Source organism: Pseudomonas sp. NFACC32-1, from assembly GCF_900101215.1.
GTDB lineage: Bacteria > Pseudomonadota > Gammaproteobacteria > Pseudomonadales > Pseudomonadaceae > Aquipseudomonas.
Genome location: NZ_FMUL01000001.1, coordinates 534,749 through 558,887, shown reverse-complemented (window position 1 = coordinate 558,887; position 24,139 = coordinate 534,749). Strand labels below are relative to the sequence as shown.

Below are 24,139 nucleotides of genomic sequence, written 5' to 3'. Positions count from 1 at the left end.
TCTGAAATACCCTTCATGAAAATGGAGGTTCCAGACACGTCGAAAGTTTGAAGAAACCAGGATCCGGGGCGACGAAAGGCAATGGCAGCGGCAAAGGCCCGCGTTCAGTCTGGGCGCAGGCCTCGTTCCCAGAGGTGCTGATCCTTGAGGGTGTCGAACAGCGCCTGAGCCGCAGCCGACAATTCATGCCCCGGCTTGGTCAACACACCGATGGCCCGCTCCACCACGGGATCGCGAAGCGTGATGCACCGAGCCCCCAGCTCATGCATCTGCCTGACGCACAGCGCCGGCACCGCGCTGACCCCCAGGCCGCTGGCGACCATTCGACCCACCGTCGCCAACTGATGACTTTCGAATTCCACCGGCAACTTCATGCCCCGGGCCTGCAGGTGCTCCTCCAGCATCACCCGCACGGTGGAGGGCCGCTGCAAGGTGATGAACGGTTGCTCCAGCAAGGTTCGCCACTGGATTTCCCGGCAATCGGCCAGGGGCGAATCCAGCGGCACCACCGCGACGAACCGGTCCAGGTACAGCGGCGTGAACGCCAGGGAGGAACCCTGCGCCGGCTCGAAGGCGACGCCCAGCTCCACATGGCGATCACGCACCATTTCCAGCACTTGTTCGTTGATCACATCGTTGACCGTAACGTTGACATTCGGATAGCGGACGCGGAAGGTCTTGAGGATCGGTGGCAACAGGTTCCCGGCGAACGAGGGCATCGCCGCCAACGTCACGCGCCCCCGCTGCAAGGTGAAGCGCTGGCGCATTTCATCCTCGGCGTTATCCCAGTCGGCAACCAGCCTGCGGGCCAGCGGCAAGAGGGATTCGCCCTCGGGGGTCAGCGCCACATTACGGGTGTTGCGGCTGAACAGGCGTCCACCCAGGCCGTCCTCCAGTGCCTTGATGGTTAGGCTCAGGGCCGACTGGGACAGGTGCAGCCGTTCGCAGGCCACGGCAAAGCTCAGGCTCTGGGCGACGGCGAGGAAGGCACGGATCTGCTTGAGGGTCATGGTCGTGATGCTCCCAGCGGCAAGCGACTGGTTTCAAGCCGCAAGACAATTATTGAGTTTTACCAATCAATCTAACTCAAAAATCAACTTAACAAATATATGACTTGGCGCAACACTGCATTCCATTGCGACCCCATCAAGAATAAAAGAGGTGTCTATGGCTGGTTTCGACAAACGCGTGAGCTCCTATGAGGAAGCGCTGGAAGGCTTGAAGGACGGCATGACCGTGATCGCCGGCGGCTTCGGTTTGTGCGGCATTCCGGAAAACCTGATCGCCGAGATCAAGCGCAAGGGCATTCGCGATCTCACCGTGGTGTCCAACAACTGCGGCGTCGACGGTTTCGGCCTCGGCGTGCTGCTGGAAGACCGGCAGATTCGCAAGGTGATCGCGTCCTACGTGGGTGAAAACGCCCTCTTCGAACAGCAGTTGCTCAGTGGTGAAATCGAAGTCCAGCTCACTCCCCAAGGCACCCTCGCCGAAAAGATGCGCGCCGGTGGCGCGGGCATCCCGGCGTTCTTCACCGCCACCGGTGTCGGCACTCCGGTGGCCGAAGGCAAGGAAACCCGTGAATTCCACGGCCGGCAATACTTGATGGAAGAATCCATCACGGGGGACTTCGCCATCGTCAAAGGCTGGAAAGCCGACCATTTCGGCAACGTGGTCTACCGTCACACCGCCCAGAACTTCAATCCGCTGGCCGCCACGGCGGGCAGAATCACCGTGGTGGAAGTCGAGGAAATCGTCGAACCCGGCGAGCTGGACCCGACGCAGATCCATACCCCTGGCATCTACGTCGACCGGCTCATTTGCGGCACGTTCGAAAAGCGCATCGAACAGCGCACCGTACGCAAGTGATCCCCTGCCCCCGGCCCGAATGAAGGAATAACACCATGGCACTTTCCCGCGAACAAATGGCTCAACGCGTCGCCCGCGAAATGCAGGACGGCTACTACGTGAACCTGGGTATCGGCATTCCCACCCTGGTCGCCAACTACATTCCCGAAGGCATGGAAGTCATGCTGCAGTCCGAGAACGGCTTGCTCGGCATGGGGGCCTTCCCCACCGAAGACGAAGTCGATGCCGACATGATCAACGCCGGCAAGCAGACCGTCACCGCGCGCATCGGTGCGTCGATCTTTTCTTCGGCCGAATCGTTCGCCATGATCCGCGGCGGACACATCGACCTGACCGTGCTCGGCGCATTCGAAGTAGACGTCGAGGGCAATATCGCGTCCTGGATGATTCCCGGCAAGCTGGTCAAGGGCATGGGCGGTGCGATGGACCTGGTAGCCGGCGCCGAGAACATCATCGTGACCATGACCCATGCGTCCAAGGACGGCGAATCGAAACTGCTGCCCCGTTGCAGCCTGCCGCTCACCGGTGCCGGTTGCATCAAGCGAGTGCTGACGGACCTGGCCTACCTGGAAATCCAGGACGGTGCCTTCATCCTGAAAGAACGTGCCCCGGGCGTCAGCGTCGAGGAAATCGTCGCCAAGACTGCCGGCAAGCTGATCGTGCCGGACCACGTCCCTGAAATGCAGTTCGCTGCACCGTGAGGAGAGATTTTATGCAAGAAGTCGTGATTGTCGCCGCCACCCGTACCGCCATCGGCAGTTTCCAGGGTTCGCTGGCCTCCATTCCCGCGCCGGAGCTCGGTGCAGCGGTGATTCGTCGCCTGCTGGAACAGACCGGCTTGTCCGGCGAACAGGTCGATGAAGTGATTCTCGGCCAGGTACTGACCGCAGGCTCCGGGCAGAACCCGGCCCGCCAGGCGTCGATCCTCGCCGGCTTGCCCCATGCGGTGCCGGCGCTGACCCTGAACAAGGTCTGCGGCTCGGGCCTCAAGGCGTTGCACCTGGGCGCCCAGGCGATCCGCTGCGGCGACGCCGAGGTCATCATCGCCGGCGGCATGGAGAACATGAGCCTGGCCCCCTACGTCCTGCCGGCCGCCCGCACCGGCCTGCGCATGGGCCACGCGCAGATGATCGACAGCATGATCACCGATGGCCTGTGGGATGCGTTCAATGACTACCACATGGGCATCACCGCCGAGAACCTGGTGGACAAGTACGGCATCAGCCGCGAGGAACAGGATGCCTTTGCCGCCTCGTCCCAGCAGAAGGCCGTTGCCGCCATCGAAGGCGGTCGCTTCGCCGATGAGATCACGCCAATCCTGATTCCCCAGCGCAAGGGCGATCCCGTGGCATTCGCCACGGATGAACAACCGCGCGCCGGTACCACCGCCGAGTCCCTGGCCAAGCTCAAGCCGGCCTTCAAGAAGGACGGCAGCGTAACCGCCGGCAATGCGTCGTCCCTCAATGACGGCGCGGCGGCCGTCGTGCTGATGAGCGCGCAAAAGGCCAAGGCGCTGGGCTTGCCAGTGCTGGCGAAAATCAGCGCCTACGCCAACGCCGGCGTCGACCCGGCCATCATGGGCATCGGTCCGGTGTCGGCAACCCGTCGCTGCCTGGAGAAGGCCGGTTGGTCGCTGGACCAACTGGACCTGATCGAAGCCAACGAAGCCTTCGCTGCCCAATCGCTGGCCGTGGCCAGGGAGCTGAGGTGGGATATGGACAAGGTCAACGTCAACGGCGGCGCCATTGCCCTGGGTCACCCCATCGGCGCTTCGGGCTGCCGGGTGCTGGTGTCGCTGCTGCACGAGATGATCAAGCGCGATGCCAGCAAAGGCCTTGCAACCCTGTGCATCGGCGGCGGCCAGGGCGTGGCCCTGGCGCTGGAACGAGGCTGACCGACGACGCGTTCAACAGTGGCTGCGCGGACCCACGAACATCCGCCTGGTCACTGGCTCCACCACCGGCGCGACCTCGGTTGCGCCGTTTTTTTTACCTGGCGCTTTTGCCACGACCGCCTGGATCAGACTCTGCTGGCCCTTCATGTCGTAAATTTCGGTGTACCTGACAGACCGGTCTATTGTGGCGAGATGCTCGCCTGACCGGGGGAGATTGCCGAACTGCTTTTGCAGAAAACCCTTTGTCAGGAGCCCGCGCCAAAGCGATCACGGCTGTTGGTCAGGTGCAGCCACATGGCGGCGCGGGCGGCATCGGGGTCCTGGCGCTTGATGGCGTTGAAGATCGCTTCATGCTCCAGATTGGCCACTTGCGCCAGTTTTCCCAGGTCGGCCTGGCCCCGTTCGGCCACATTCACCCGGGTCCTGGGGATCATCGCGCTGCCCAGGTGCTGCATGACTTCGACGAAACAGGTGTTTTGCGTGGCTTCGGCAATGAGCAGATGAAAACGCCGGTCGGCTTCCACGCAACTGTCGTTGTTGCTCAGCAGCCGCTGGTAGTCATCCAGGGCCTGGCGCATCTGCTGCAACTGCCGCTCATCGCGACGCTGGGCAGCCAGTGCCGCCGCCTGGGTCTCCAGGCCCAGGCGCAGTTCGAGGATTCCCCTCACGCCCGCCGCGGTATCGACATTGAGCCGCAAGCCCGGTTCTGCGGTCTGCTCCAGCACGAAGGTACCGATGCCATGACGGGTCTCCACCAGTCCCGAGGCCTGCAGCTTGGAAATCGCTTCGCGCACCACCGTACGACTGACGCCATGCTCCTGCACGATGGCGCCTTCCGATGGCAGCTTCTGGCCCGGTTTTAACTGGCCCAGCAGGATGCTCTGGCTGAGTTTCGCCACCAGGTCATGGGCCAGGTTGTGGGTGCGCTTGCGCAGCGGGACTTCGGTGTCTTGCATCGCCAGGGATCCTCGAAAACAGGCTAGGCGATCCTATCATCAGCGGGCCAGAGCGTGAGCACTTTGATTGCTCAACTTGTATGACAACATTCAATTCTTACCTTAAAACCCTGAGAACCTTTAAACGATATTCCGCTGCTCATCCGCCGACAAAAACCGAAACAGCCTCCTATCAACCAATAAATACGGCATAAGGCAGCCATGCAACCCGCGCATTCGTGATTAAAAAGCGCTTGTCACTCAAAAAAATCAAGTTGTATGATGTCTATCAACATCGACACCTGCTCGATGCCCCGCATAAAAATAATCAGTGGGAGAAAAAACCAGTGAACACCTCCAGCCCCAAGGCGAATGCCGGCGCGGACCCTGTGCTGCTCTCGGCCATATCCAAGGTCAAGCGTCACATCCTGCCGCTGTTCGTCCTCATGTTTATCGTCAACTACATCGACCGCGTGAACATCGGCTTCGTGCGTGCCCACATGGAACACGACCTGGGCATCGGCGCGGCCGCCTACGGCTTCGGTGCCGGTCTGTTCTTCATCGGCTATGCGCTGTTCGAAGTCCCCTCCAACATCCTGCTGCAACGAATCGGCGCCCGGATCTGGCTGACTCGCATCATGCTCACCTGGGGCCTGGTGGCATCGGCCATGGCGTTCATCCAGAACGAAACCCACTTCTACATCCTGCGCTTTCTGCTGGGCGTGGCCGAAGCCGGCTTCTTTCCCGGGGTGATCTATTACTTCACTCGCTGGTTGCCAGGTGTCGAACGCGGCAAGGCCATCGCCATTTTCCTCAGCGGCTCGGCCATTGCCTCGCTGATCTCCGGCCCGCTGTCGGGGCTGTTGCTGCAGATCAACGGCCTGGGCATGCACGGGTGGCAGTGGATGTACTTCATCGAAGGGATGTTCTCCGTCTGCCTGTGCGTCTTCGTCTGGTTCTGGCTGGACTCCAAGCCCCACGATGCCAAGTGGCTGCAACGCGATGAACAGGACGCGCTGGTAAAAGTCATTGATGACGAACAACGGGCCCGTGAAGCCGCTACGCCGGTCAAGCTGTCCATCGGCCAGTTGCTCAAGGATCGCCAGATCATCCTGTTCTGCCTGATCTATTTCTTCATCCAGTTGACGATCTATGCCGCGACGTTCTGGTTGCCGAGCATCATCAAGAAGATGGGTGAGCTCAGCGACCTGCAGGTCGGCATGTTCAACTCGATCCCATGGCTGCTGTCGATCGTCGGCATGTACGCCTTCGCCTCGCTGTCGGCCAAGTGGAAATTCCAGCAGGCCTGGGTCGCGGCGGCGCTGTTGATCGCGGCGGCCGGGATGTTCATGTCCACCACGGGCGGACCGATCTTCGCCTTCGTCGCCATCTGCTTCGCGGCCCTGGGCTTCAAATCCGCGTCCTCGCTGTTCTGGCCGATTCCCCAGGCCTACCTGGACGCCCGGATCGCCGCCGGGGTCATCGCCCTGATCAACTCGGTGGGCAACCTTGGCGGGTTCGTCGCACCGACCACCTTCGGCCTGCTGGAGCAGCACACCGGCTCCATCCAGGGTGGCCTCTATGGCCTGGCGGCCACATCCATCATCGCCGCGATCATCGTGTTCGCCGCGCGCAACACGCCCAAGCCGAAATCCGCCACGACGCCGGCCAATCCCGCCGCCAGCCACGTTTGATATCCGATTCGTTCAAGGACAAATGCACATGACTCCACAAGAAGCCAACAAAGCGCCGATCATCACCAGCATGCAGGTCGTGCCCGTCGCCGGCCATGACGGCATGCTGCTGAACCTCAGCGGCGCCCACGGGCCGTTCTTCACGCGCAACATCGTCATCCTCAAGGACAACGCCGGCCACACCGGCGTAGGCGAAGTACCTGGCGGCGAGCGCATCCGTCAGACGCTGGAAGACGCCCGGGCCCTGGTGGTGGGCAATCCCATCGGGACCTACCAGAAGATTCTGAACAATGTCCGCCAGGCATTCGCCGACCGCGATGCCGCAGGCCGGGGTCTGCAGACGTTCGACCTGCGCATCACCATCCATGCGGTCACCGGCCTGGAAGCGGCATTGCTGGACCTGCTGGGCCAGCACCTGGACGTGCCGGTGGCGGCCTTGCTGGGCCAGGGCCAGCAACGCGATGAAGTGAAGATGCTCGGTTATCTGTTCTATGTTGGCGATCGCCAGCAGACCGACCTGCCCTACCGCAGCGAACCGGACGCCGACAACGACTGGTTCCGGGTACGCCATGAAAAAGCCCTGGATGCCGCCGCCGTGGTGCGCCTGGCCGAAGCAGCCCATGCGCGCTATGGCTTCCAGGACTTCAAGCTCAAGGGCGGCGTGCTCCGGGGCGACGAGGAAATCGAAGCAGTGACGGCCTTGGCCGAGCGTTTCCCCCAGGCCCGCATCACCCTGGACCCGAACGGCGCCTGGTCACTCAAGGAAGCCATCCGCCTGTGCCGTGACCAGCATCGGGTGCTGGCCTACGCGGAGGACCCTTGCGGGGCCGAGAATGGCTATTCGGGCCGCGAGGTCATGGCTGAGTTCCGCCGCGCCACGGGCCTGAAAACCGCCACCAACATGATCGCCACCGACTGGCGGGAAATGGGCCACGCCATCAGCCTGCAATCGGTGGACATTCCATTGGCCGACCCGCACTTCTGGACCATGCAGGGCTCCGTGCGAGTGGCACAGATGTGCAATGAGTGGGGGCTGACCTGGGGTTCCCATTCCAACAACCACTTCGACATCTCTCTGGCGATGTTCACCCACGTGGCCGCCGCCGCACCGGGGGACATCACCGCCATCGACACGCACTGGATCTGGCAGGACGGCCAGCGGCTGACCAAGGCGCCGCTGCAGATCAAGGGAGGCTGCGTGCAGGTTCCACAAAAACCGGGGTTGGGGATCGAGCTGGACACCGACCAACTGGCCAAGGCCCATGAGCTGTACAAAGGCATGGGCCTGGGCGCACGTGACGACTCGGTGGCGATGCAGTTCCTGATTCCGGGCTGGTCGTTCAACAACAAGCAGCCGTGCCTGGTGCGCTGAAAAGGCCCCCGTCACCACTGCATCTGTAGGAGCGAGCCTGCTCGCGATGACGCCAGATCAGCCAGCATGAGTGTTGACTGAACTACCGCATCGCGAGCAGGCTCGCTCCCCCATTGAATTGACAGTGGCCGTAGGATTACACCAAACCTTCCGGCCGCAGGATCAACACCGCCAGCGGCGGCAGGTTGAGTTCCAGCGACAAGGCCTGGCCGTGGCTGGGTACTTCCTCGGCGCAGGCTCCGCCGCCGTTGCCATAGTTGGAGCCGGCATAGGTGTCGGCGTCGCTGTTGAGCAGTTCCACCCAGCGCCCGCCGAACGGTACACCGACCCGATAGCTCGCACGCGGCACCGGCGTGAAGTTGGCGACCACCAGCACCGGCCTCCCCTCCTTGCTCCAGCGCAGCCACGCATAGACGCTGTTGAGCGCATCGTCGCCGATCAACCACTGGAACCCTTGGGGCGCGTCATCCTGGTCATGCAGCGCAGGTTCTTCGCGGTAAAGGCGGTTCAGGTCGCTCACCAGCTTCTGCACCCCACGGTGCTCGGCGTATTGCGTCAGGTACCAGTCCAGTTGCTGGTCGTGGTTCCACTCGCGCCACTGGCCGAATTCGCACCCCATGAACAGCAGCTTCTTGCCCGGATGGCCCCACATGAAGCTGAGGTAGGCCCGCAGGTTGGCGAATTTCTGCCAGCGGTCGCCGGGCATCTTGTCGATCAGCGACCGTTTGCCGTGGACCACTTCGTCATGAGAGATCGGCAGCACGAAGCGTTCGGACCAGGCGTACACCAGGCCGAAGCTCAATTCGTTGTGGTGATGGGCGCGGTACACCGGATCCTGCTGGATGTAGTGCAGCGAATCGTGCATCCAGCCCATGTTCCACTTGTAGGCGAAGCCCAGGCCACCCTGTTGCGTGCTCTGGCTGACACCGGGCCACGCGGTGGATTCTTCGGCGATGACCAAGGCGCCGGGCGTTTCCAGCGCCACTACATCGTTGAGGTGCCGCAGGAAATCGATGGCTTCGAGGTTTTCCCGGCCGCCGTGACGGTTGGGCACCCATTCGCCGGCCTTGCGCGAGTAGTCGCGATACAGCATCGAGGCCACCGCATCCACCCGCAGGCCATCGATATGGAAATGCTTGAGCCAGTGCAGGGCCGAGGCCAGCATGAACCCGTGCACCTCGGTACGCCCCAGGTTGTAGATCAGGGTGTCCCAGTCCTGGTGGAAGCCCTCCAGGGGGTTGCCGTATTCGTACAGCGCAGTGCCATCGAACTGGGCCAGCCCATGGGTATCGGTGGGGAAATGCGCCGGTACCCAGTCGAGGATCACCCCGATGCCGGCCTGGTGACAGGCGTTGACGAACGCGGCGAAATCGTCCGGCGACCCATAGCGCGCCGTCGGGGCGAACTGCGACAAGGGTTGATAACCCCAGGAGCCACCGAACGGGTGCTCCATGATCGGCATCAACTCGATGTGGGTGAAGCCCATCTCCTTGACGTAGGGGATCAGCCGCTCGGCCAGTTCATGCCAGTTGTACTGGCGAGACACCTCCCCTGCCTCATCGATCTCGCATTGCCAGGAGCCGGCGTGCAACTCGTAGATCGACAATGGTGCGGCCGGTAGCTGCCGCTCGCGACGCTGCTGCATCCATTCGTCGTCCTGCCATTGGATCTTCAACGGCGCGGCGACCTTCGAGGCAGTGTCGGGCGGCATCTGGCTGGCCAGGGCCACCGGATCGGCCTTGAGGGGCAGGATGCCGTGGGCGCCGAGAATTTCGTATTTGTAGGCTTCACCGGCCCCCAAGCGGGGTATGAAAAGCTCCCATACGCCCGACGGGTAGCGGATGCGCATCGGATGGCGGCGACCGTCCCAGACGTTGAAATCTCCCACTACCGACACCCGGCGGGCATTGGGCGCCCACACGGCGAAGCGCACGCCATCGATGCCATCGACGGTGGTCAATTGCGCACCGAGGCAGGAACTGAGGTCGCGATGATTGCCTTCGGCGAACAGGTAGAGGTCCATCTCCCCCAGTAGTGGCCCGAAACTGTAGGGGTCTTCGGCCAGCTGTTCGCCCCCGGCCCAGCGGGTACGCAGCAGGTACGCCTGGGCGCGGTCGAAATGGCCGACGAACAGCCCCGGCGTTTCGGTCTGTTGCAACTCACCCAGTTCTTCGCCGCCATCGCGGGCGACCACCTGGACGCTCAGCGCACCAGGCAGGTAGGCCCGGATGAACTGTCCGCCCGCGCCGTCGCCGTGGGGGCCGAGGATGGAAAACGGGTCGTGGTGTTCGGCGCGCACCAGCGCGTCGATGTCACGGAGGGGCGGCAGCAGCGACTCTTTCGCCTGCCCCTGTGGATCCTTGTTCGAGACACTCATGATTCTCTCCACTAAATCGGTCCGGCTAAGTCGGAAAAGGGTTCCAGCCCCCTCAAGAGCCCGTACAGACCGTGCAACGGCACGGGCAGCCAGGCGGGGCGATTCTCGGCTTCATAGGCCACTTCATAGGCCGCCTTCTCCAGGCCAAACAACGCCAGCGCAGCGTCTTCGCCTTCAGCATCCTTCCACTCATGGGCAAGACTAGCTGCCGCCAGTCGATATGCCTGGACAAATGCCTGGCGGGCCTCACGCAGATAACGATCGGCGACCCGTTGCCGTGCGGCGTCGGCATCGGCCGTGCTGTCGACAGTGTTCAAATGAATCGCCATGGCCGCCGCATAATCGAAGGAACGCAATACACCGCTGACATCCTTGTACGGGCTGTGCTTGCCGCGGCGCTCAGGCAGCGGACGGGCAGGCTCGCCTTCGAAGTCGATCAGGTAGGCATCGCCCTTGATCACCAGCACCTGCCCCAGGTGCAAGTCGCCGTGTACACGGATACGCAGGCCACCGGCAGCCTTGCCGGCCAGGTCCTGCACATGGGCCAGCACGGTTTTGCGGTGTTCCAGCAAACGTGCGACCATGGCCTGGTCCGCCGGGTTCAATTGGTCCTGGTTCTGCTTGAGCAGGCGCAGGGCGTTTTCCACCTGGGCGGCCACGTCCTTGCCGATGGCCTGGGCGTCCTTGGCGCTGGTTTTCACCGCAGCGAAATCGGGGTTGTCGGTGGCCTGGGCGAGCACCTTGTGCATTTCCCCCAGGCGCTGGCCGAGCATGCCGGCGAAATCCTTCAGCTCACCCAGGGCGTTGTAATGCTGCTCCTGCTCGGAAACCGCATCGGCCAACTCGTCGCGCAGGGCACGTTCGAGGTTGTTCTGGGTCCACTCCCAGGCGTCGCCCTGATTGCTCAGGTAACCCTGGGCAATCATCAGCAGCGCATCCTCGCCCTGGGCATCACGACGAATCACCGAACCCAGCAACGGAGAAATGTTGCTGAATCCGGCGGCGGTCAGGTAGGCGCTCATCTCCAGTTCCGGATGGATACCCGAAGCGACCTTGCGGATCAGCTTGAGCACCAGGCTGCCGCCCACCACCACTGAACTGTTGGATTGCTCGGCGGACAGATACCGCACTTGCGGTTCGCTCCCCAGATTCAATGCCGCCAGGCCCTCGGTGGGCTCGAAGCGCAACTCGCCCTCGCCGCACGGCAGCACCGTGCCGACCTGCATGCCGTGCAGCACGGCGCGCACGAAGCTTTCCAGGGTAAACGCATCGGTGATCAACCCCACCTGACGGCCTCGACGAACCCGGGACAGCGCCAGTTGCTGCGGCAAGGCCGCGCCGACCTGATCCTCGGCCAGCAGGCCGAACGGCAGTTGATAGCGCAGGGTCTGCCCGGCGCTGGTGACATCGATTTCACTGAGCAGCACCGGATGCTGGGGATCGCCGAAGCGCACCCCGTAGACGAGATCGACCTTCTCGATGGCGCTGTCCTTGCCCGCGAACCAGCGGCGGTTCTGCAGCCAGCTCGGCAGGATGGTTTGCTCCAGCGTGGTGCGCGAGGGGGCTTCGAGCAACTCTTCCAGGCGTTTTTTCAGCACCAGGGTGGTGAAATCCGGCAGGCTCTGGGCCGGTTCGACATGCCAGCTCGGCATCTGGTTTTCCGCCGCCAGGGCAAACCAGTAGAAGCCGTACGGCGCCAGGGTCAGCAGGAAATTCAGCTGGCCGATGGGCGGGAAGGCGTTGCCCCCCAGCATCTCCACCGGAACCATGCCGGCATAGGCCGAAAGATCCAGCTCGGCGGCCTGGGCGCTGCGGGACACGTTGGCCACGCACAGGATGATTTCATGCTTGCCGTCCGGGCCAGTGTATTCGCGGGTATAGGCCAGGATCCGGCGATTGCTCGGCGACAGCATCTTCAAGGTGCCACGGCCAAACGCCTTGGACTGCTTGCGCACCGCCAGCATCCGCCGGGTCCAGTTGAGCAGCGAGTGCGGGTCGCCGGCCTGGGTCTCGACGTTGACCGACTGATAGCCGTACAGCGGATCCATGATGGGCGGCAGTACCAGGCTGGCGGGGTCGGCCCGGGAGAAACCGCCATTGCGGTCGATGGACCACTGCATCGGCGTGCGCACGCCATCGCGGTCCCCCAGATAGATGTTATCGCCCATGCCGATCTCGTCGCCGTAGTACAGGGTCGGCGTGCCCGGCATGGACAGCAACAGGCTGTTGAGCAGCTCCACGCGGCGGCGATCGCGCTCCATCAACGGCGCCAGGCGTCGGCGGATCCCCAGGTTGATACGCGCCCGACGGTCGGCCGCGTAGTAATTCCACAGGTAGTCGCGTTCCTTGTCGGTGACCATTTCCAGGGTCAGCTCATCGTGGTTGCGCAGGAAGATCGCCCATTGGCAATTGGTGGGGATCTCCGGGGTCTGGCGCAGGATGTCGGTGATGGGAAAACGGTCTTCCTGGGCCAGCGCCATGTACATGCGCGGCATCAGCGGGAAGTGGAATGCCATGTGGCATTCGTCGCCGTTGAGGCCCTGGGCGTCGACATCGCCGAAATACAGCTGGGTGTCTTCCGGCCACTGGTTGGCTTCGGCAAGCAACATGCGGTCCGGATAGTTGGCGTCGATTTCGGCGCGGATCAACTTGAGGACGTCGTGGGTCTCGGGCAGGTTCTCGTTATTGGTGCCGTCGCGCTCGATCAGATAGGGAATCGCGTCCAGGCGCAGGCCGTCGATACCCATGTCCAGCCAGTAGCGCATCACCGACAGCACGGCCTTGATGACCTGCGGGTTGTCGAAATTGAGGTCCGGCTGGTGGGAATAGAAGCGGTGCCAGAAGTATTGGCCCGCCACCGGATCCCAGGTCCAGTTGGATTTTTCGGTGTCGAGGAAAATGATCCGCGTGCCGTCATACTTGTGGTCGTCATCGGACCAGACGTAGAAGTCCCGTGCCTTCGAACCTTTCTTGGCCTTGCGGGCGCGCTGGAACCAGGGATGCTGGTCCGAGGTGTGGTTGATGACCAGCTCGGTGATGACCCTCAGGTTGCGCTTGTGGGCTTCGGCAATGAAGCGCCGCGCGTCGCCCATGGTGCCGTAGTCAGGGCTGACGCCCCGGTACTCGGCGATGTCATAGCCGTCGTCGCGCCGGGGCGAGGGATAGAATGGCAGCAACCAGATGGTATTGACGCCCAGGTCGGCAATGTAGTCGAGCTTCTCGATCAACCCGGGGAAGTCGCCGATGCCGTCGTTGTTGGAATCGAAATACGATTTGACGTGGACCTGGTAGATCACCGCATCCTTGTACCAGAGCGGATCCTTGATGAACGTGGCGGACCGCGGTTTTTTCGCCATTTGCAACTCCTGATGAATTCAATAAGGCCGTTGGGGCACAAGGGCTCGTGTGTGGCGAGGGGATAAATCCCCTCCCCACAAAGGCCCCCGCTGGCATCTCTCGTTGCACAGCCTTACGCCGCGCTGATCCGCCAGATCCCGAACGGCTGGTAGGCCGGGTCGATGCGCATGAACTGGTATTTGCCGTACCAGGTCCAGCGGTGTCCATTCATCAAATCCTCGCCCTGGGTCTGGGCGTCGTCCGGCAACCCCATCTCCCAGAGCGGCAGTTCGAAGCTCGCTTCCTGGGGGTTATGGGGATCCAGGCTCACCGCCACCAGGATGAAATTGCTGCCATCGGGTGTGCGCTTGCCGAAATACAGGATGTTGTCGTTCCAGGCGTTGTAGATCGTCAGGCCCAGGTGCGTATGCAGCGCCGGGTTCTGGCGACGGATACGGTTGAGCTGGGCGATCTCGGCGATGATGTTGCCGGGGGCGGTGAAATCCCGAGGGCGGATTTCGTACTTCTCCGAATCGAGGTATTCCTCCTTGCCCGGTACCGGCGCCGACTCGCACAGCTCAAAGCCGGAGTACATGCCCCACAGGCCCGATCCCATGGTGGCCAGGGCAGCGCGGATCAGGAACCCCGCACGGCCCGACTCATGGAGAAACGCCGGATTGATGTCCGGGGTGTTGACGAAGAAGTTCGGTCGGTAGCACTCGCGCCACGGCGACTGATTGAGCTCCGTGAAATAGGTCGCCAGCTCGGCCTTGGTATTGCGCCAGGTGAAGTACGTATAGCTCTGGGAATAACCGACCTTGCCCAGCCGCGCCATCATCGCCGGCGTGGTGAAGGCTTCGGCGAGGAAAATCACTTCAGGGTACTGCGCCCGCACATCGGCGATCAGCCACTGCCAGAACGGCAACGGCTTGGTGTGGGGGTTGTCGACACGGAACATCTTCACGCCTTCCTTGACCCAGCCCACCACGATGTCCCGCAGCTCCAGCCACAGGCTGGGAATGGCATCCGCCGCGTAGAAGTCGACGTTGACAATGTCCTGGTATTTTTTCGGCGGGTTTTCCGCGTATTTGATCGTGCCGTCCGGCCGCCAGCTGAACCAGCCCGGATGCTGCTTGAGCCAGGGGTGGTCCTGGGAGCACTGGATGGCGAAATCCAGGGCGATTTCCAGGCCATGGTCGGCGGCGGCTTCCACCAGGCGGCGGAAGTCTTCCCGGGTACCCAGTTGTGGATGGATCGCCTCGTGCCCGCCGTCCTCGCTGCCGATGGCATACGGGCTGCCCGGGTCATCGGGGCCGGCAGTCAGGGAGTTGTTGGGGCCTTTGCGGAAACTGCGGCCAATGGGATGGATCGGCGGGAAATACAGCACATCGAAGCCCATGTCCCGGATCATCGGCAGGCGTGAATGCACGTCATTGAAGGTGCCGTGGCGGCTGGGATCGTCTGTTATAGAGCGGGGAAACAGCTCATACCAGCTGGCGAACTCGGCTTCTTTGCGTTCTACGTCCAGCGGGTACTCGGGACTGATGCTCAGGTAGGGCCGATGATCGGCCAAGGACATGAGATCGGCACTGCGTGGTGCGAGAAACAGCGCCACCTGCTCCTCGGGCAACAGGCCCGAAAGCTCATGGTGCAACGCTGCCAACTCCTCGCTCAATTCGCCGTCGCTACGCTCGGCGGCCAGTTGCACCTGGTTGCGCCCTTCCTGCAATTCGAGGCTGATGGGTACCCCAGCGCCGTACTTCTTCTCCAGTTCATAACGGAAGCTGGCGAACTGATCGAACCAGGCCTCGATACAGAACACGTAACGGCCCTGTTCGGTTACGTTGAACTGGCCTCGCCAGCTGTTGTTGCCAAGGTCGGTCATGACCTCGCTGTTCCAGACCTCATCCTCCAGCGCCCGCCAGCGGATCCGCACGGCCAGCTTGTCATGACCGTCGGCGAAGACCTTGCTGGTCACGGTCACATCCCGCCCGGCGACGACCTTGGCGGCGAATTGCCCACCGTCGATCACCGGCATGGTGTCCTCAATGGCGATACGTGGCAGCAACAAGGCGTGGGACAGTGGCAAGTGGGGGTTGTACGCCAAGTCAGTCGAGTGTTCAGCAGTCATCGAGCATCGCTCCTTTTACGCCCCATGGACGTGCTTGTGACGATAAAAAACTCACTTAACCTCCGAACCGGGCCGGCGACCAAAAGTTCAGCGAGATTTACCCGGGACACCTGGGGGGATCGAACCTGGTCCCGGATGGTCAACAAGGATAAGCACGACTCAAGCCATGTGCCTCACGGAGACCCGTCCCGATGAATATTCCCATCCCGGCCGAAACACCTGATCCGAACATCGACGACCCCACTTTGCCACCGCCTGGCCCCGACCCGGAGCCCATACCGGAAAAGGACCCGCCCCTCGACCCGCAGCCGCCCGTGGGCGACCCGCCGAACGAGAATTCGCCGGAGCGGGTTTGAGGCGTCATTCATAAACATCATGGGGCGTTAGCGGCAACGGACTGTCAGCCACCGTCAAGGTCGGCTGGCAGGCCACGTCGCCAGCAGTTGTGTGCAAGATGGCGATGAAATCAGGGTTTGTCGTCCCGCTCCTTTTCCAGGGCCCGGACAATCACCGGCATCACGCTGAAGATCGCCAGAGCCAGCACCGTGCTCAATACCGCCGTTCCTTCCTTGCCCAGGCCCGCCGCCACGCCGATGGCCGCAGTCATCCACAAGCCGGCGGCCGTGGTCAGGCCCTTTACCTGGCCTTCGTCGCCTTCATTGTTTTTCAGGATAGTGCCGGCGCCGAGAAAACCGATGCCCGCCACCACGCCCTGTATCACCCGGCTCATCGCATCGGCCTGGGAACCGGACATCTGCGGTACCAGTACGAACAGCGCAGCCCCCAGGGCAACGAGCATATGGGTGCGCACGCCTGCGGCCTTGCCCTTGTGTTCTCGCTCGAACCCCAGGATGCCGCCCAGCAGCGCGGCCATCACCAGGCGCACGGTGACCCGGGTCATCTGTTGTGTGTCGCCGATATCGGCGAATTCCGACTGCATAGTGATCCAGACCTGATGCCACCAGGTTTCCATAGGTGCCTCCTCTTTCAGTCCATGAACGATGGACCGCAAACGACGCCAGAGGTGCGCCCGACCGCTGATCCGACGCAACGAACCCTGCCTTGCCGGCGACGCCTAACGCTTATCAACGTGAAGGAGTGACACCATGACTATGAACATCACTGACGGCATCTGCGAATTCCAGACAGCCGACGGCACGCTGGAGTGTTCCGCCAGCGAGCTGACGATCATTACCGACGCCGATAAAGCCATGTCCGCCGTGGACCTCAACGGCAAACGGATCTACCTCACCGAGGCCGAAGTCGACGCATTGACTGTAGCCGGAGCGAACGATGGGCGCCGCAACCTCAAGGCCACCGACAGCGGTTCGGCCATTTGAGACTCCCTGTGGGGCTGCCCTTCTTCCCTGGCACCCGGGTGGCAGGCGCAAACAGGATGGCAGCCTCGAGCAGATCAATCAGGGTGCATCAAAGTGTCGCAGGGCCTGGGCTACAGGCCATCTGATCCGGTTTTAATCGAAATACCTGAGCCTGTTATGCAAACAGTTTCGTGGTCATAGTGCCCCGGCCAGATAACGGCTGATGAGCGACCGACCATGAGCGACCGAATCCCCGTCCAGTTGATACAGACCTTCGACCCCACTCCAGGCAAGATAAAGGCCCGGAGCACCGATAACCTGATCCACACCCGCAGCTTCACCGGTTTGTTCCGCACCTTGCGCATGAGCGGCGCCGGGTTTCTGTTCCTGCTGTTCTTCGGCACCGTATGGTTGAACTGGGGCGGCCGCCAGGCGGTGCTCTGGGACCTGTCGGAAAGCAAATTCCACATATTCGGCGCGACGTTCTGGCCGCAGGATTTCATCCTGCTGTCGGCACTGTTGATCATCGCCGCCTTCGGCCTGTTCGCGATCACGGTGTTCGCCGGGCGGGTGTGGTGCGGCTACACCTGTCCGCAAAGCTCCTGGACCTGGATCTTCATGTGGTGCGAGAAGATCACCGAAGGTGATCGCAACCAGCGCATCAAACTGCGGGCGGCGCCCTGGAGCCTGAACAAACTGCTGCGTCGCTCGGCCAAGCACACACTGTGGCTGGGCATCAGCCTGCTCACCGGCCTGACCTTCGTCGGCTACTTCACACCGATCCGGCCGCTGGCCGAAGAGTTGCTCACCCTGCAGATAGCCGGCGTCAGCCTGTTCTGGGTGCTCTTCTTCACCGGGGCCACCTACCTCAACGCGGGCTGGTTGCGCGAAGCCGTGTGCATGCACATGTGCCCTTATGCACGGTTCCAGAGCGTGATGTTCGACAAGGACACGCTGACCATTTCCTACGACTCGGCCCGTGGCGAGATCCGCGGCCCGCGCAAGCGCGACGTGAAGCCGGCCAATATCGGCCTGGGGGATTGCATCGATTGCCAGATGTGCGTGCAGGTCTGCCCCACCGGCATCGACATCCGCGACGGCCTGCAAATGGAATGCATCGGTTGCGCGGCGTGCATCGACGCCTGCGACTCGATCATGGACAGGATGGGATACGCCCGCGGCCTGATCAAATACACCTCCGAGCATCAGTTGCAAGGGGGCAAGACGCATCTGCTGCGGCCTCGGCTGGTCGGCTATACCGCCGTGCTGCTGGTGATGATCGCGGCGCTGACGATCGCGCTGGTGCAGCGGCCCATGGTCTCCCTGGATGTGAGCAAGGACCGTGGCCTGTTCCGGGAAAACAGCCAGGGCCTGATCGAAAACATCTATAGCCTGAAGATCATCAACAAGACCCAGCAGCGCCAGGATTACCACCTGTCCCTGGTGGACGGCGACGGCTTCGTCCTGCAGGGCAAGACGCAACTGAGCCTGGCGCCGGGGGAGATAGTCGACGTACCGGTGTCGGTGGCGATGCTCAGCGAAAGGCCCCGCAGCGGCTCCCAGGACATGACCTTCAAGGTGACCGATAGCGACGACCCCGGCATCCACAGCGTGGCCAAGAGCCGTTTTGTCGCGCCGATGAACCGCTGAAGCATTAAGATGCCGCACGCGTGTGGACACGAGACTGAAACGCCGATCATCCATGGCCCCGAATCGTTCATGACTGGACCGAAAATGAAACGCTACGAGAAATTCGCCGACGACATCGCCGAACTGATCCGCTCCGGCATGCTCGGGCCAGGGCAGCGCGTGCCGTCGGTACGGTATGCCAGCCAGACCTATGGGGTCAGTCCGTCCACGGTGTTCCAGGCCTATTACCTGCTGGAGCGACGCGGCATGATCCGGGCCCGGCCGCGCTCCGGCTACTTCGTCAACAACCTTGCGCCGAGCCCGTTTTCAGAGCCCGTGATCAGCAGCCAGGTCCATGAGTCGACCGAAGTCGACGTCAGCGAGCTGGTATTCTCGGTCCTGGATTCGATCAAGGACCCGGCCACCATCGCCTTCGGCTCGGCGTTTCCCAGCCCGACGCTATTCCCGCTGCAACGCCTGTCCCGCTCGCTGTCCAGCGCCACGCGGGACATGGACCCGCGGGTGGTGGTCACGGACATGTCGCCTGGCAATCCGCAACTGCGCCGGCAGATCGCCCTGCGCTACATGGTCGGCGGGCTGATGCTGCCCATGGAGGAATTGCTGGTCACCAACGGCGCCCTGGAAGCCTTGAACCTGTGCCTGCAAGCCGTGACCGAACCCGGCGACCTGGTGGCCATCGAGGCGCCGGCGTTCTACGCCAGCCTGCAGGTGCTGGAGCGACTCAAGCTCAAGGCCGTGGAAATCCCGGTACACCCACGCGACGGTATCGATCTGGAAGTCCTTGAACAGACTCTGGAGCGTCATCCGGTCAAGGCCTGCTGGTGCATGACCAGTTTCCAGAACCCCATGGGCGCGACGATGCCCGAGGAGCGGAAAAAGGCGCTGGTAGCGTTGCTCAGTCGCCATCAGGTGCCCTTGATCGAGGACGACGTCTACGCCGAACTCTATTACGGCCAGCAGGCTCCAAAACCGGCCAAGGCCTTCGACACCGAAGGGTTGGTGATGCATTGCGGTTCGTTTGCCAAGAGCCTGGCGCCAGGCTATCGCATCGGCTGGGTCGCCGCCGGACGCTACGCGCAGAAAATCGAGCGGTTGAAACTCATGACGTCACTGTGCGCCTCGATGCCGGCCCAGGCCGCTATCGCCGACTACCTGCAACACGGCGGCTACGACCGGCACCTGCGCAAACTGCGCTACGCCCTGGAAGAACAGCAACGCGCGATGCTCGCCGCCATCGCCCGCTACTTCCCCCCACAGACCCGCGTCAGCCAGCCAACGGGAGGCTACTTCCTCTGGCTTGAACTGCCGGAGCTGACAGACTCGCTGAAACTGTTCCAGATGGCCCTGGCCCAGGGCATCAGCGTCGCACCGGGCCCGATCTTTTCACCGACCCAGCGGTTCAGGAACTGCATCCGGTTGAACTATGGCAGCCCCTGGAACGAGGCGTCGGAGAAGGCCATGGAGACGCTGGGGCGGATCATCCGTTCGTTCTGAGACGGATGGTCCGTACCAGCCTCACCGCGAGCGTGATTGCGATGGAGTCGGTACTGACGACACTCAGCGCCCGCCTCCCAGCTCCACGAACGTCCCGGTCGCATACGAAGCCTTGTCCGACAGCAACCAGATGATCGCTTCCGCCACTTCGTCCGGACGACCGCCCCGGGCCATGGGAATGGCCGATTCCAGCTTGCTGACCCGGTCCGGGTCGCCGCTCAGGGCGTGGAAATCGGTATAGATATAACCGGGGCGAACCGCATTGACGCGGATCCCCTCGCCGGCCACTTCCTTGGACAGACCGATGGTGAACGTGTCCAGGGCGCCCTTGGAGGCGGCGTAGTCGACATATTCGTTGGGCGAACCCAGGCGGGCCGCCACCGAGGAGACATTCACGATACTCCCGCCCTGCCCGCCGTGCCGGGGCGACATGCGCAGCACCGCGTGCTTGGCGCAGAGAATCGGCCCCAGCACATTGGTCTTCATGATCTTGAGAAGGCGGAACTCGGACATTTCATCGAGCCGGGACTTGTGGGCCACCGTGCCGGCATTGTTCACCAGGGCCGTCACCCGCCCCAGTTCGGCGTCGACCCGGTTGAACAGGCCGACCACCTCGTCCTCGATACTGACATCGGCCCGCACGGCGATCGCCTGGGCGCCCTTGGCGCGGACCTGTTCGAGCACGTCCTGTGCGGCGTTCTCATCGGCCTGGTAGTTGATGCAGATCCGATACCCCTGCTCGGCAGCCAGCAGCGCCGTGGCCGCGCCGATACCGCGGCCACCACCGGTGATGACGATGACTTTATCCACTTTGCTCTCCCGTTCCCCGGATAGACGTCCGGCCCAAGAATAACGTTCAGGCACGCTTTTGCACAAAGCGCTCCGCTTAGCGGGCCAGCGCCCGCAGATCCAGGTGTCCGTCCAGCAGCGGCGGGCACCAGTAGTAGCCGCCGGTGATCGGCCGGCTCATGCGATACAGCCCATCGGTGATGCCGTCTTCCAGGCCGCTCATGCGGCGCAATTGCGCCTCGAAAGCGTCGAGGGAAAAGCCGAAGGCCAGGAACATCAGGCCGGCACGATCGCCTTCGATCCACGGCATGGAGCGACGCACGACGAACGCCTGCGGGGTGAAGCTTTCCTGGGCGGTGCGTTTGACGTGGGCCGACTCCGGCGCGTCATCGAGTTCCTCGTTGTCGCTCAGGCGGCGTCCCATGATGTTGTCACGCTCATGGGGCTGCATCGCGGCAAAACCGTCCAGATCATGCTGCCATTGCTGGATCGCGGCGAAACTGCCGCCGCGCACGCCATCGACGCCCTGGACCAGGGCCGCGGCAACGGCGGCTTCGTCATGGGGGTTCTCGGTGCCGTCTTCGTAGCCGGTCAGGTCATGGCCGCTCATGTGGCGGAAGGTTTCGTTCATCTGCACAAGGCGCAACGCCGGGGCCAGCGCCGCTTCGATGGCGCGACTGCGATGCAGCAATTCGCCGCGGTCTTCGCCGTGCAGCCAGCACCACAGGGCATGCTGGGTCGATGGGTTGTCCACGCCCACGCCGGCCAGGGCAGGAAACGCCCGCAAGCCTTCGACCTGCGCACCCAGCGCCTGGACCAGCGACTCGCCGAAGCCGATCACCGCGCGGCCATCCAGTTGCAGCGACAACCGATCGATCGCAGCCGGCAGCGCCTCGACCGATTCCAGGGCGAAGAACAAATGACGGGCCTGAGGCGGGACAGGGGTGGCGAGAATGCCGGGCTGGTAGTAGCTCATGTGGACTCCTTTAGAAAGACTGCGAGTTTACCCGGCGGCCGTGGGTTTGTGGTGGTTGCGTGGGCTCGCGGACGCGCCCTGGCGACACAGGTTTGCTGTAGGACCACTCTTGCAACTTCGTCGGATGGCTCGGATCTTCGCCTGGCAAGCAAGTCTCCGGTTGCCCGGCAGCCAAAAACTTCCTAGATTGACCGCCCCCAAGTGCGTCACGCACCAGGCTGCCGTACGCAGAGCGGCTGAACCCTCGCCCCCATGGAGAACGGTCGAACATGCAAATGGCCAAATCGATACTCGCCGGCACTTTCCTGCTGATCGGCGCAGTCCCCCAGGGCTTTGCCCAGGAACGCCTCGAAGACGCGGTCAATGCGGTTATCCAGCCCTTGATGAAACAGCAGGACATCGCCGGCATGGCGGTGGCGATCACCCAGGATGGCAAACGTCATTTCTTCAATTACGGGGTCGCCTCGAAGGACACGAAAGCGACGGTCACCGACCAGACCCTCTTCGAAATCGGCTCGGTCAGCAAGACCTTCACCGCGACCCTTGGCGCCTATGCCCAGGCCCGGGGCAAGCTGTCCCTGGCGGACCCGGCCGGGCGCCATGCCCCGGAGCTGCAAGGCAGCGCCCTGGAACATGCCAGCCTGCTCAACCTCGCGACCTACACACCCGGTGGGTTGCCATTGCAGTTTCCCGACGATGCAGACCGCCCGGACCGGATGTTCGGGTATTTCAAGACCTGGAAACAACTCTACCCGGCCGGTACCCAGCGGCTCTATTCGAACCCGAGCATCGGCCTGTTCGGCTATCTGGCGGCCCGCAGCCTGGGTCAGCCGTTCGATGAGGCGATGGAGAAGGTGCTGATGCCGGCGCTGGGCCTCAAGCATGGTTATCTGCATGTACCCGCGCAACAGTCGGGCCGATACGCCCAGGGATATGCGAAGGATGGCAAGCCTGTCCGGGTCGGGCCCGGCGCGCTGGATTCCGAAGCGTATGGCGTGAAGATCAGTTCGTCGGACCTGATTCGTTTCGTCGAGGCCAACCTGCACCCGGAAAAACTCGGCGCCGATCTGCAGCAGGCCATCGGCACCACCCATACCGGTTTCTACCAGGTTGGTGGAATGACCCAGGGCCTGGGCTGGGAGTTCTACCCTTACCCGGTCAGCCTGGAACAGCTGCTGGCCGGCAACTCTCCCCAGATGGCCCTCACCCCGCAGAAGGCGACGTTGCTCCAACCGCCTCGCCCCGCACCGGACAATGCCTGGATCAACAAGACCGGTTCCACGGGAGGCTTTGGCGCCTACGTGGCGTTCGTACCGGGCAGGGACATGGGCATCGTGCTGCTGGCGAACAAGAATTATCCCATCGAGGAACGGGTGAAAGCCGCCCATAGGATCCTGACGGCACTGGACAGCCAATAACGAGGGCCACGAGTTACCCTGTGGCGAGGGGATTTACCCCGCTGCGGCGCGCAGCGGCCCTGGAATGGCAACCTGGTGTATCAGGCAGATCGGGGTGGCCGCTCGGCAGGGCTGCTGTGCAGCCCAGCGGGGATCAATCCCTTCGCCACAAGGGCGGTCGGCCTAGCGGAAAATCAGTCCTCCAGCGGCTTCGGCGCCTTCGTTGCCTTGGCCGGCTTGGTGCCTTTGGCATCCTTGGCCGGGGCGGCTTCGGTGACGGGAGGTGGAGCGGGAGGCGTGGCTTGCTTTTCGGTCGCGGGCAGCTTGTCGACGGTGTCGAAGATGTCTTTCAGCTCGATCGCCCCGGAATGTTCAAGCTTCTTTTCCCCATCCTTGCCCACCAGGATGACCTTGGTCTGGGCGCCGGCCCCCAACTTCAGAGAACGGATCAAGGCCATGGTGCTCTGCGGGTCCAGGTCCTTGCCGTCCCGCTGCCCTATTGTGTTGAGCACGGTGTAAAGCACCATGTTGCGCTCGGAAAAGCCTTGCTTGCCTGCCGGTTCCTCCAGGGCCTTTTTCAGGCTGACCCAGGTCGGGTCGACGGTGCTGGGAGCGATGACGATCAGCGGGCGGGTTTTGCCTGTCTCCGCCATCAGGGGCGAGTCGCCATCGGCGGCGAACAAGGGGCCGGCGAAGGCCAGCAAGGTAGCGAAGGTCAACGACCGAATGAGCATGCGCCTCTCCTTTTGATATTCACGCTGTACTGATTGCACAGGGCGGCGAATGTTCCGCGAGAGAGTCCCCCGATACTGCGCCTGTCTGCCTTGAAGCTTAGGCCAGCGGGTCCATTGCGCAACCGGGATACCAGAGCGAGCTTGCCCGCTGAAATCGTGGGCCAGTCGGCGAAGA

Annotated in this window: 19 protein-coding genes; 10 read left to right on the top strand and 9 right to left on the bottom strand. The window is 62.7% G+C overall.

The window, feature by feature from the left end:
- Positions 1-104: 104 nt before the first annotated feature.
- The gene (locus BLP99_RS02450) at positions 105-1,010 is read right to left on the bottom strand and encodes a LysR family transcriptional regulator (protein WP_072394254.1); all 906 of its coding nucleotides are present in this window, start codon (positions 1,008-1,010) and stop codon (positions 105-107) included.
- 157 nt (positions 1,011-1,167) lie between these two features.
- Between BLP99_RS02450 and BLP99_RS02445 the strand changes: the two genes are divergently transcribed.
- From BLP99_RS02445 to BLP99_RS02435, 3 genes are read left to right on the top strand one after another with little or no spacing between them, the layout of a single operon-like run.
- Positions 1,168-1,866 (top strand): CoA transferase subunit A, encoded by a 699-nt coding sequence (locus BLP99_RS02445; protein WP_072394251.1) that lies wholly within the window; start codon positions 1,168-1,170, stop codon positions 1,864-1,866.
- 35 nt (positions 1,867-1,901) lie between these two features.
- Entirely contained in the window at positions 1,902-2,567 is a 666-nt protein-coding gene (locus tag BLP99_RS02440) for a CoA transferase subunit B (protein ID WP_072394248.1), read from the top strand.
- 11 nt (positions 2,568-2,578) lie between these two features.
- A complete protein-coding gene (locus BLP99_RS02435; RefSeq protein WP_072430428.1) occupies positions 2,579-3,760 on the top strand; it encodes an acetyl-CoA C-acetyltransferase in 1,182 nt (393 codons plus the stop codon).
- Positions 3,761-4,005: 245 nt separating this feature from the next.
- Here BLP99_RS02435 and BLP99_RS02430 read toward each other — a convergent pair whose 3' ends face one another.
- Entirely contained in the window at positions 4,006-4,716 is a 711-nt protein-coding gene (locus BLP99_RS02430; RefSeq protein WP_072394242.1) for a FadR/GntR family transcriptional regulator, read from the bottom strand.
- Between the two features lie 326 nt (positions 4,717-5,042).
- Here BLP99_RS02430 and BLP99_RS02425 point away from each other — a divergent pair, with 326 nt between their 5' ends.
- Together BLP99_RS02425 and gudD are read left to right on the top strand one after the other, a co-directional pair.
- Positions 5,043-6,389, top strand: a complete 1,347-nt coding sequence (locus BLP99_RS02425) for an MFS transporter (protein ID WP_072394239.1) — start codon at positions 5,043-5,045, stop codon at positions 6,387-6,389.
- 28 nt (positions 6,390-6,417) lie between these two features.
- Entirely contained in the window at positions 6,418-7,761 is a 1,344-nt protein-coding gene (gene gudD / locus BLP99_RS02420) for a glucarate dehydratase (RefSeq protein ID WP_072394236.1), read from the top strand.
- 136 nt (positions 7,762-7,897) lie between these two features.
- Here the strand turns inward: gudD and glgB are convergent, their stop codons facing one another.
- From glgB to BLP99_RS02405, 3 genes are all read right to left on the bottom strand, one after another.
- Positions 7,898-10,138, bottom strand: a complete 2,241-nt coding sequence (gene glgB / locus BLP99_RS02415) for a 1,4-alpha-glucan branching protein GlgB (protein ID WP_072394233.1) — start codon at positions 10,136-10,138, stop codon at positions 7,898-7,900.
- 11 nt (positions 10,139-10,149) lie between these two features.
- Positions 10,150-13,494, bottom strand: coding sequence for a maltose alpha-D-glucosyltransferase (gene treS, locus BLP99_RS02410; protein ID WP_072430426.1), 3,345 nt, complete (start codon positions 13,492-13,494; stop codon positions 10,150-10,152).
- A 113-nt stretch (positions 13,495-13,607) separates the two neighbouring features.
- A complete protein-coding gene (locus BLP99_RS02405) occupies positions 13,608-15,605 on the bottom strand; it encodes an alpha-1,4-glucan--maltose-1-phosphate maltosyltransferase (RefSeq protein WP_092179606.1) in 1,998 nt (665 codons plus the stop codon).
- Between the two features lie 191 nt (positions 15,606-15,796).
- Here BLP99_RS02405 and BLP99_RS26365 point away from each other — a divergent pair, with 191 nt between their 5' ends.
- The gene (locus BLP99_RS26365) at positions 15,797-15,961 is read left to right on the top strand and encodes a hypothetical protein (protein ID WP_165887612.1); all 165 of its coding nucleotides are present in this window, start codon (positions 15,797-15,799) and stop codon (positions 15,959-15,961) included.
- A gap of 110 nt (positions 15,962-16,071) precedes the next feature.
- On the opposite strand, the gene BLP99_RS02400 is transcribed toward BLP99_RS26365, so the two are convergent.
- On the bottom strand, positions 16,072-16,578 hold the full coding sequence (locus BLP99_RS02400) for an MgtC/SapB family protein (protein WP_053154456.1): 507 nt from the start codon (positions 16,576-16,578) through the stop codon (positions 16,072-16,074).
- Between the two features lie 133 nt (positions 16,579-16,711).
- Between BLP99_RS02400 and BLP99_RS02395 the strand changes: the two genes are divergently transcribed.
- The 3 genes from BLP99_RS02395 to mapR all read left to right on the top strand — a co-directional run bounded on the left by BLP99_RS02395 (position 16,712) and on the right by mapR (position 20,068).
- Positions 16,712-16,945, top strand: a complete 234-nt coding sequence (locus BLP99_RS02395) for a DUF3203 family protein (RefSeq protein WP_053154459.1) — start codon at positions 16,712-16,714, stop codon at positions 16,943-16,945.
- 216 nt (positions 16,946-17,161) lie between these two features.
- Complete coding sequence (gene ccoG, locus BLP99_RS02390; RefSeq protein ID WP_092179604.1) at positions 17,162-18,574, top strand: cytochrome c oxidase accessory protein CcoG; 1,413 nt, start codon at positions 17,162-17,164, stop codon at positions 18,572-18,574.
- An 84-nt stretch (positions 18,575-18,658) separates the two neighbouring features.
- The gene (gene mapR, locus BLP99_RS02385; protein ID WP_072430423.1) at positions 18,659-20,068 is read left to right on the top strand and encodes a GntR family transcriptional regulator MpaR; all 1,410 of its coding nucleotides are present in this window, start codon (positions 18,659-18,661) and stop codon (positions 20,066-20,068) included.
- A 63-nt stretch (positions 20,069-20,131) separates the two neighbouring features.
- On the opposite strand, the gene BLP99_RS02380 is transcribed toward mapR, so the two are convergent.
- Entirely contained in the window at positions 20,132-20,878 is a 747-nt protein-coding gene (locus tag BLP99_RS02380; protein ID WP_072394219.1) for an SDR family oxidoreductase, read from the bottom strand.
- Between the two features lie 76 nt (positions 20,879-20,954).
- The gene (locus tag BLP99_RS02375) at positions 20,955-21,833 is read right to left on the bottom strand and encodes a Dyp-type peroxidase (RefSeq protein ID WP_072394216.1); all 879 of its coding nucleotides are present in this window, start codon (positions 21,831-21,833) and stop codon (positions 20,955-20,957) included.
- 269 nt (positions 21,834-22,102) lie between these two features.
- On the opposite strand from BLP99_RS02375, the gene ampC reads away from it, so the two are divergent.
- Complete coding sequence (gene ampC, locus BLP99_RS02370; RefSeq protein ID WP_092179602.1) at positions 22,103-23,251, top strand: class C beta-lactamase; 1,149 nt, start codon at positions 22,103-22,105, stop codon at positions 23,249-23,251.
- 173 nt (positions 23,252-23,424) lie between these two features.
- On the opposite strand, the gene BLP99_RS02365 is transcribed toward ampC, so the two are convergent.
- Complete coding sequence (locus BLP99_RS02365) at positions 23,425-23,964, bottom strand: DUF4174 domain-containing protein (protein ID WP_072394213.1); 540 nt, start codon at positions 23,962-23,964, stop codon at positions 23,425-23,427.
- Positions 23,965-24,139 lie beyond the last annotated feature (175 nt).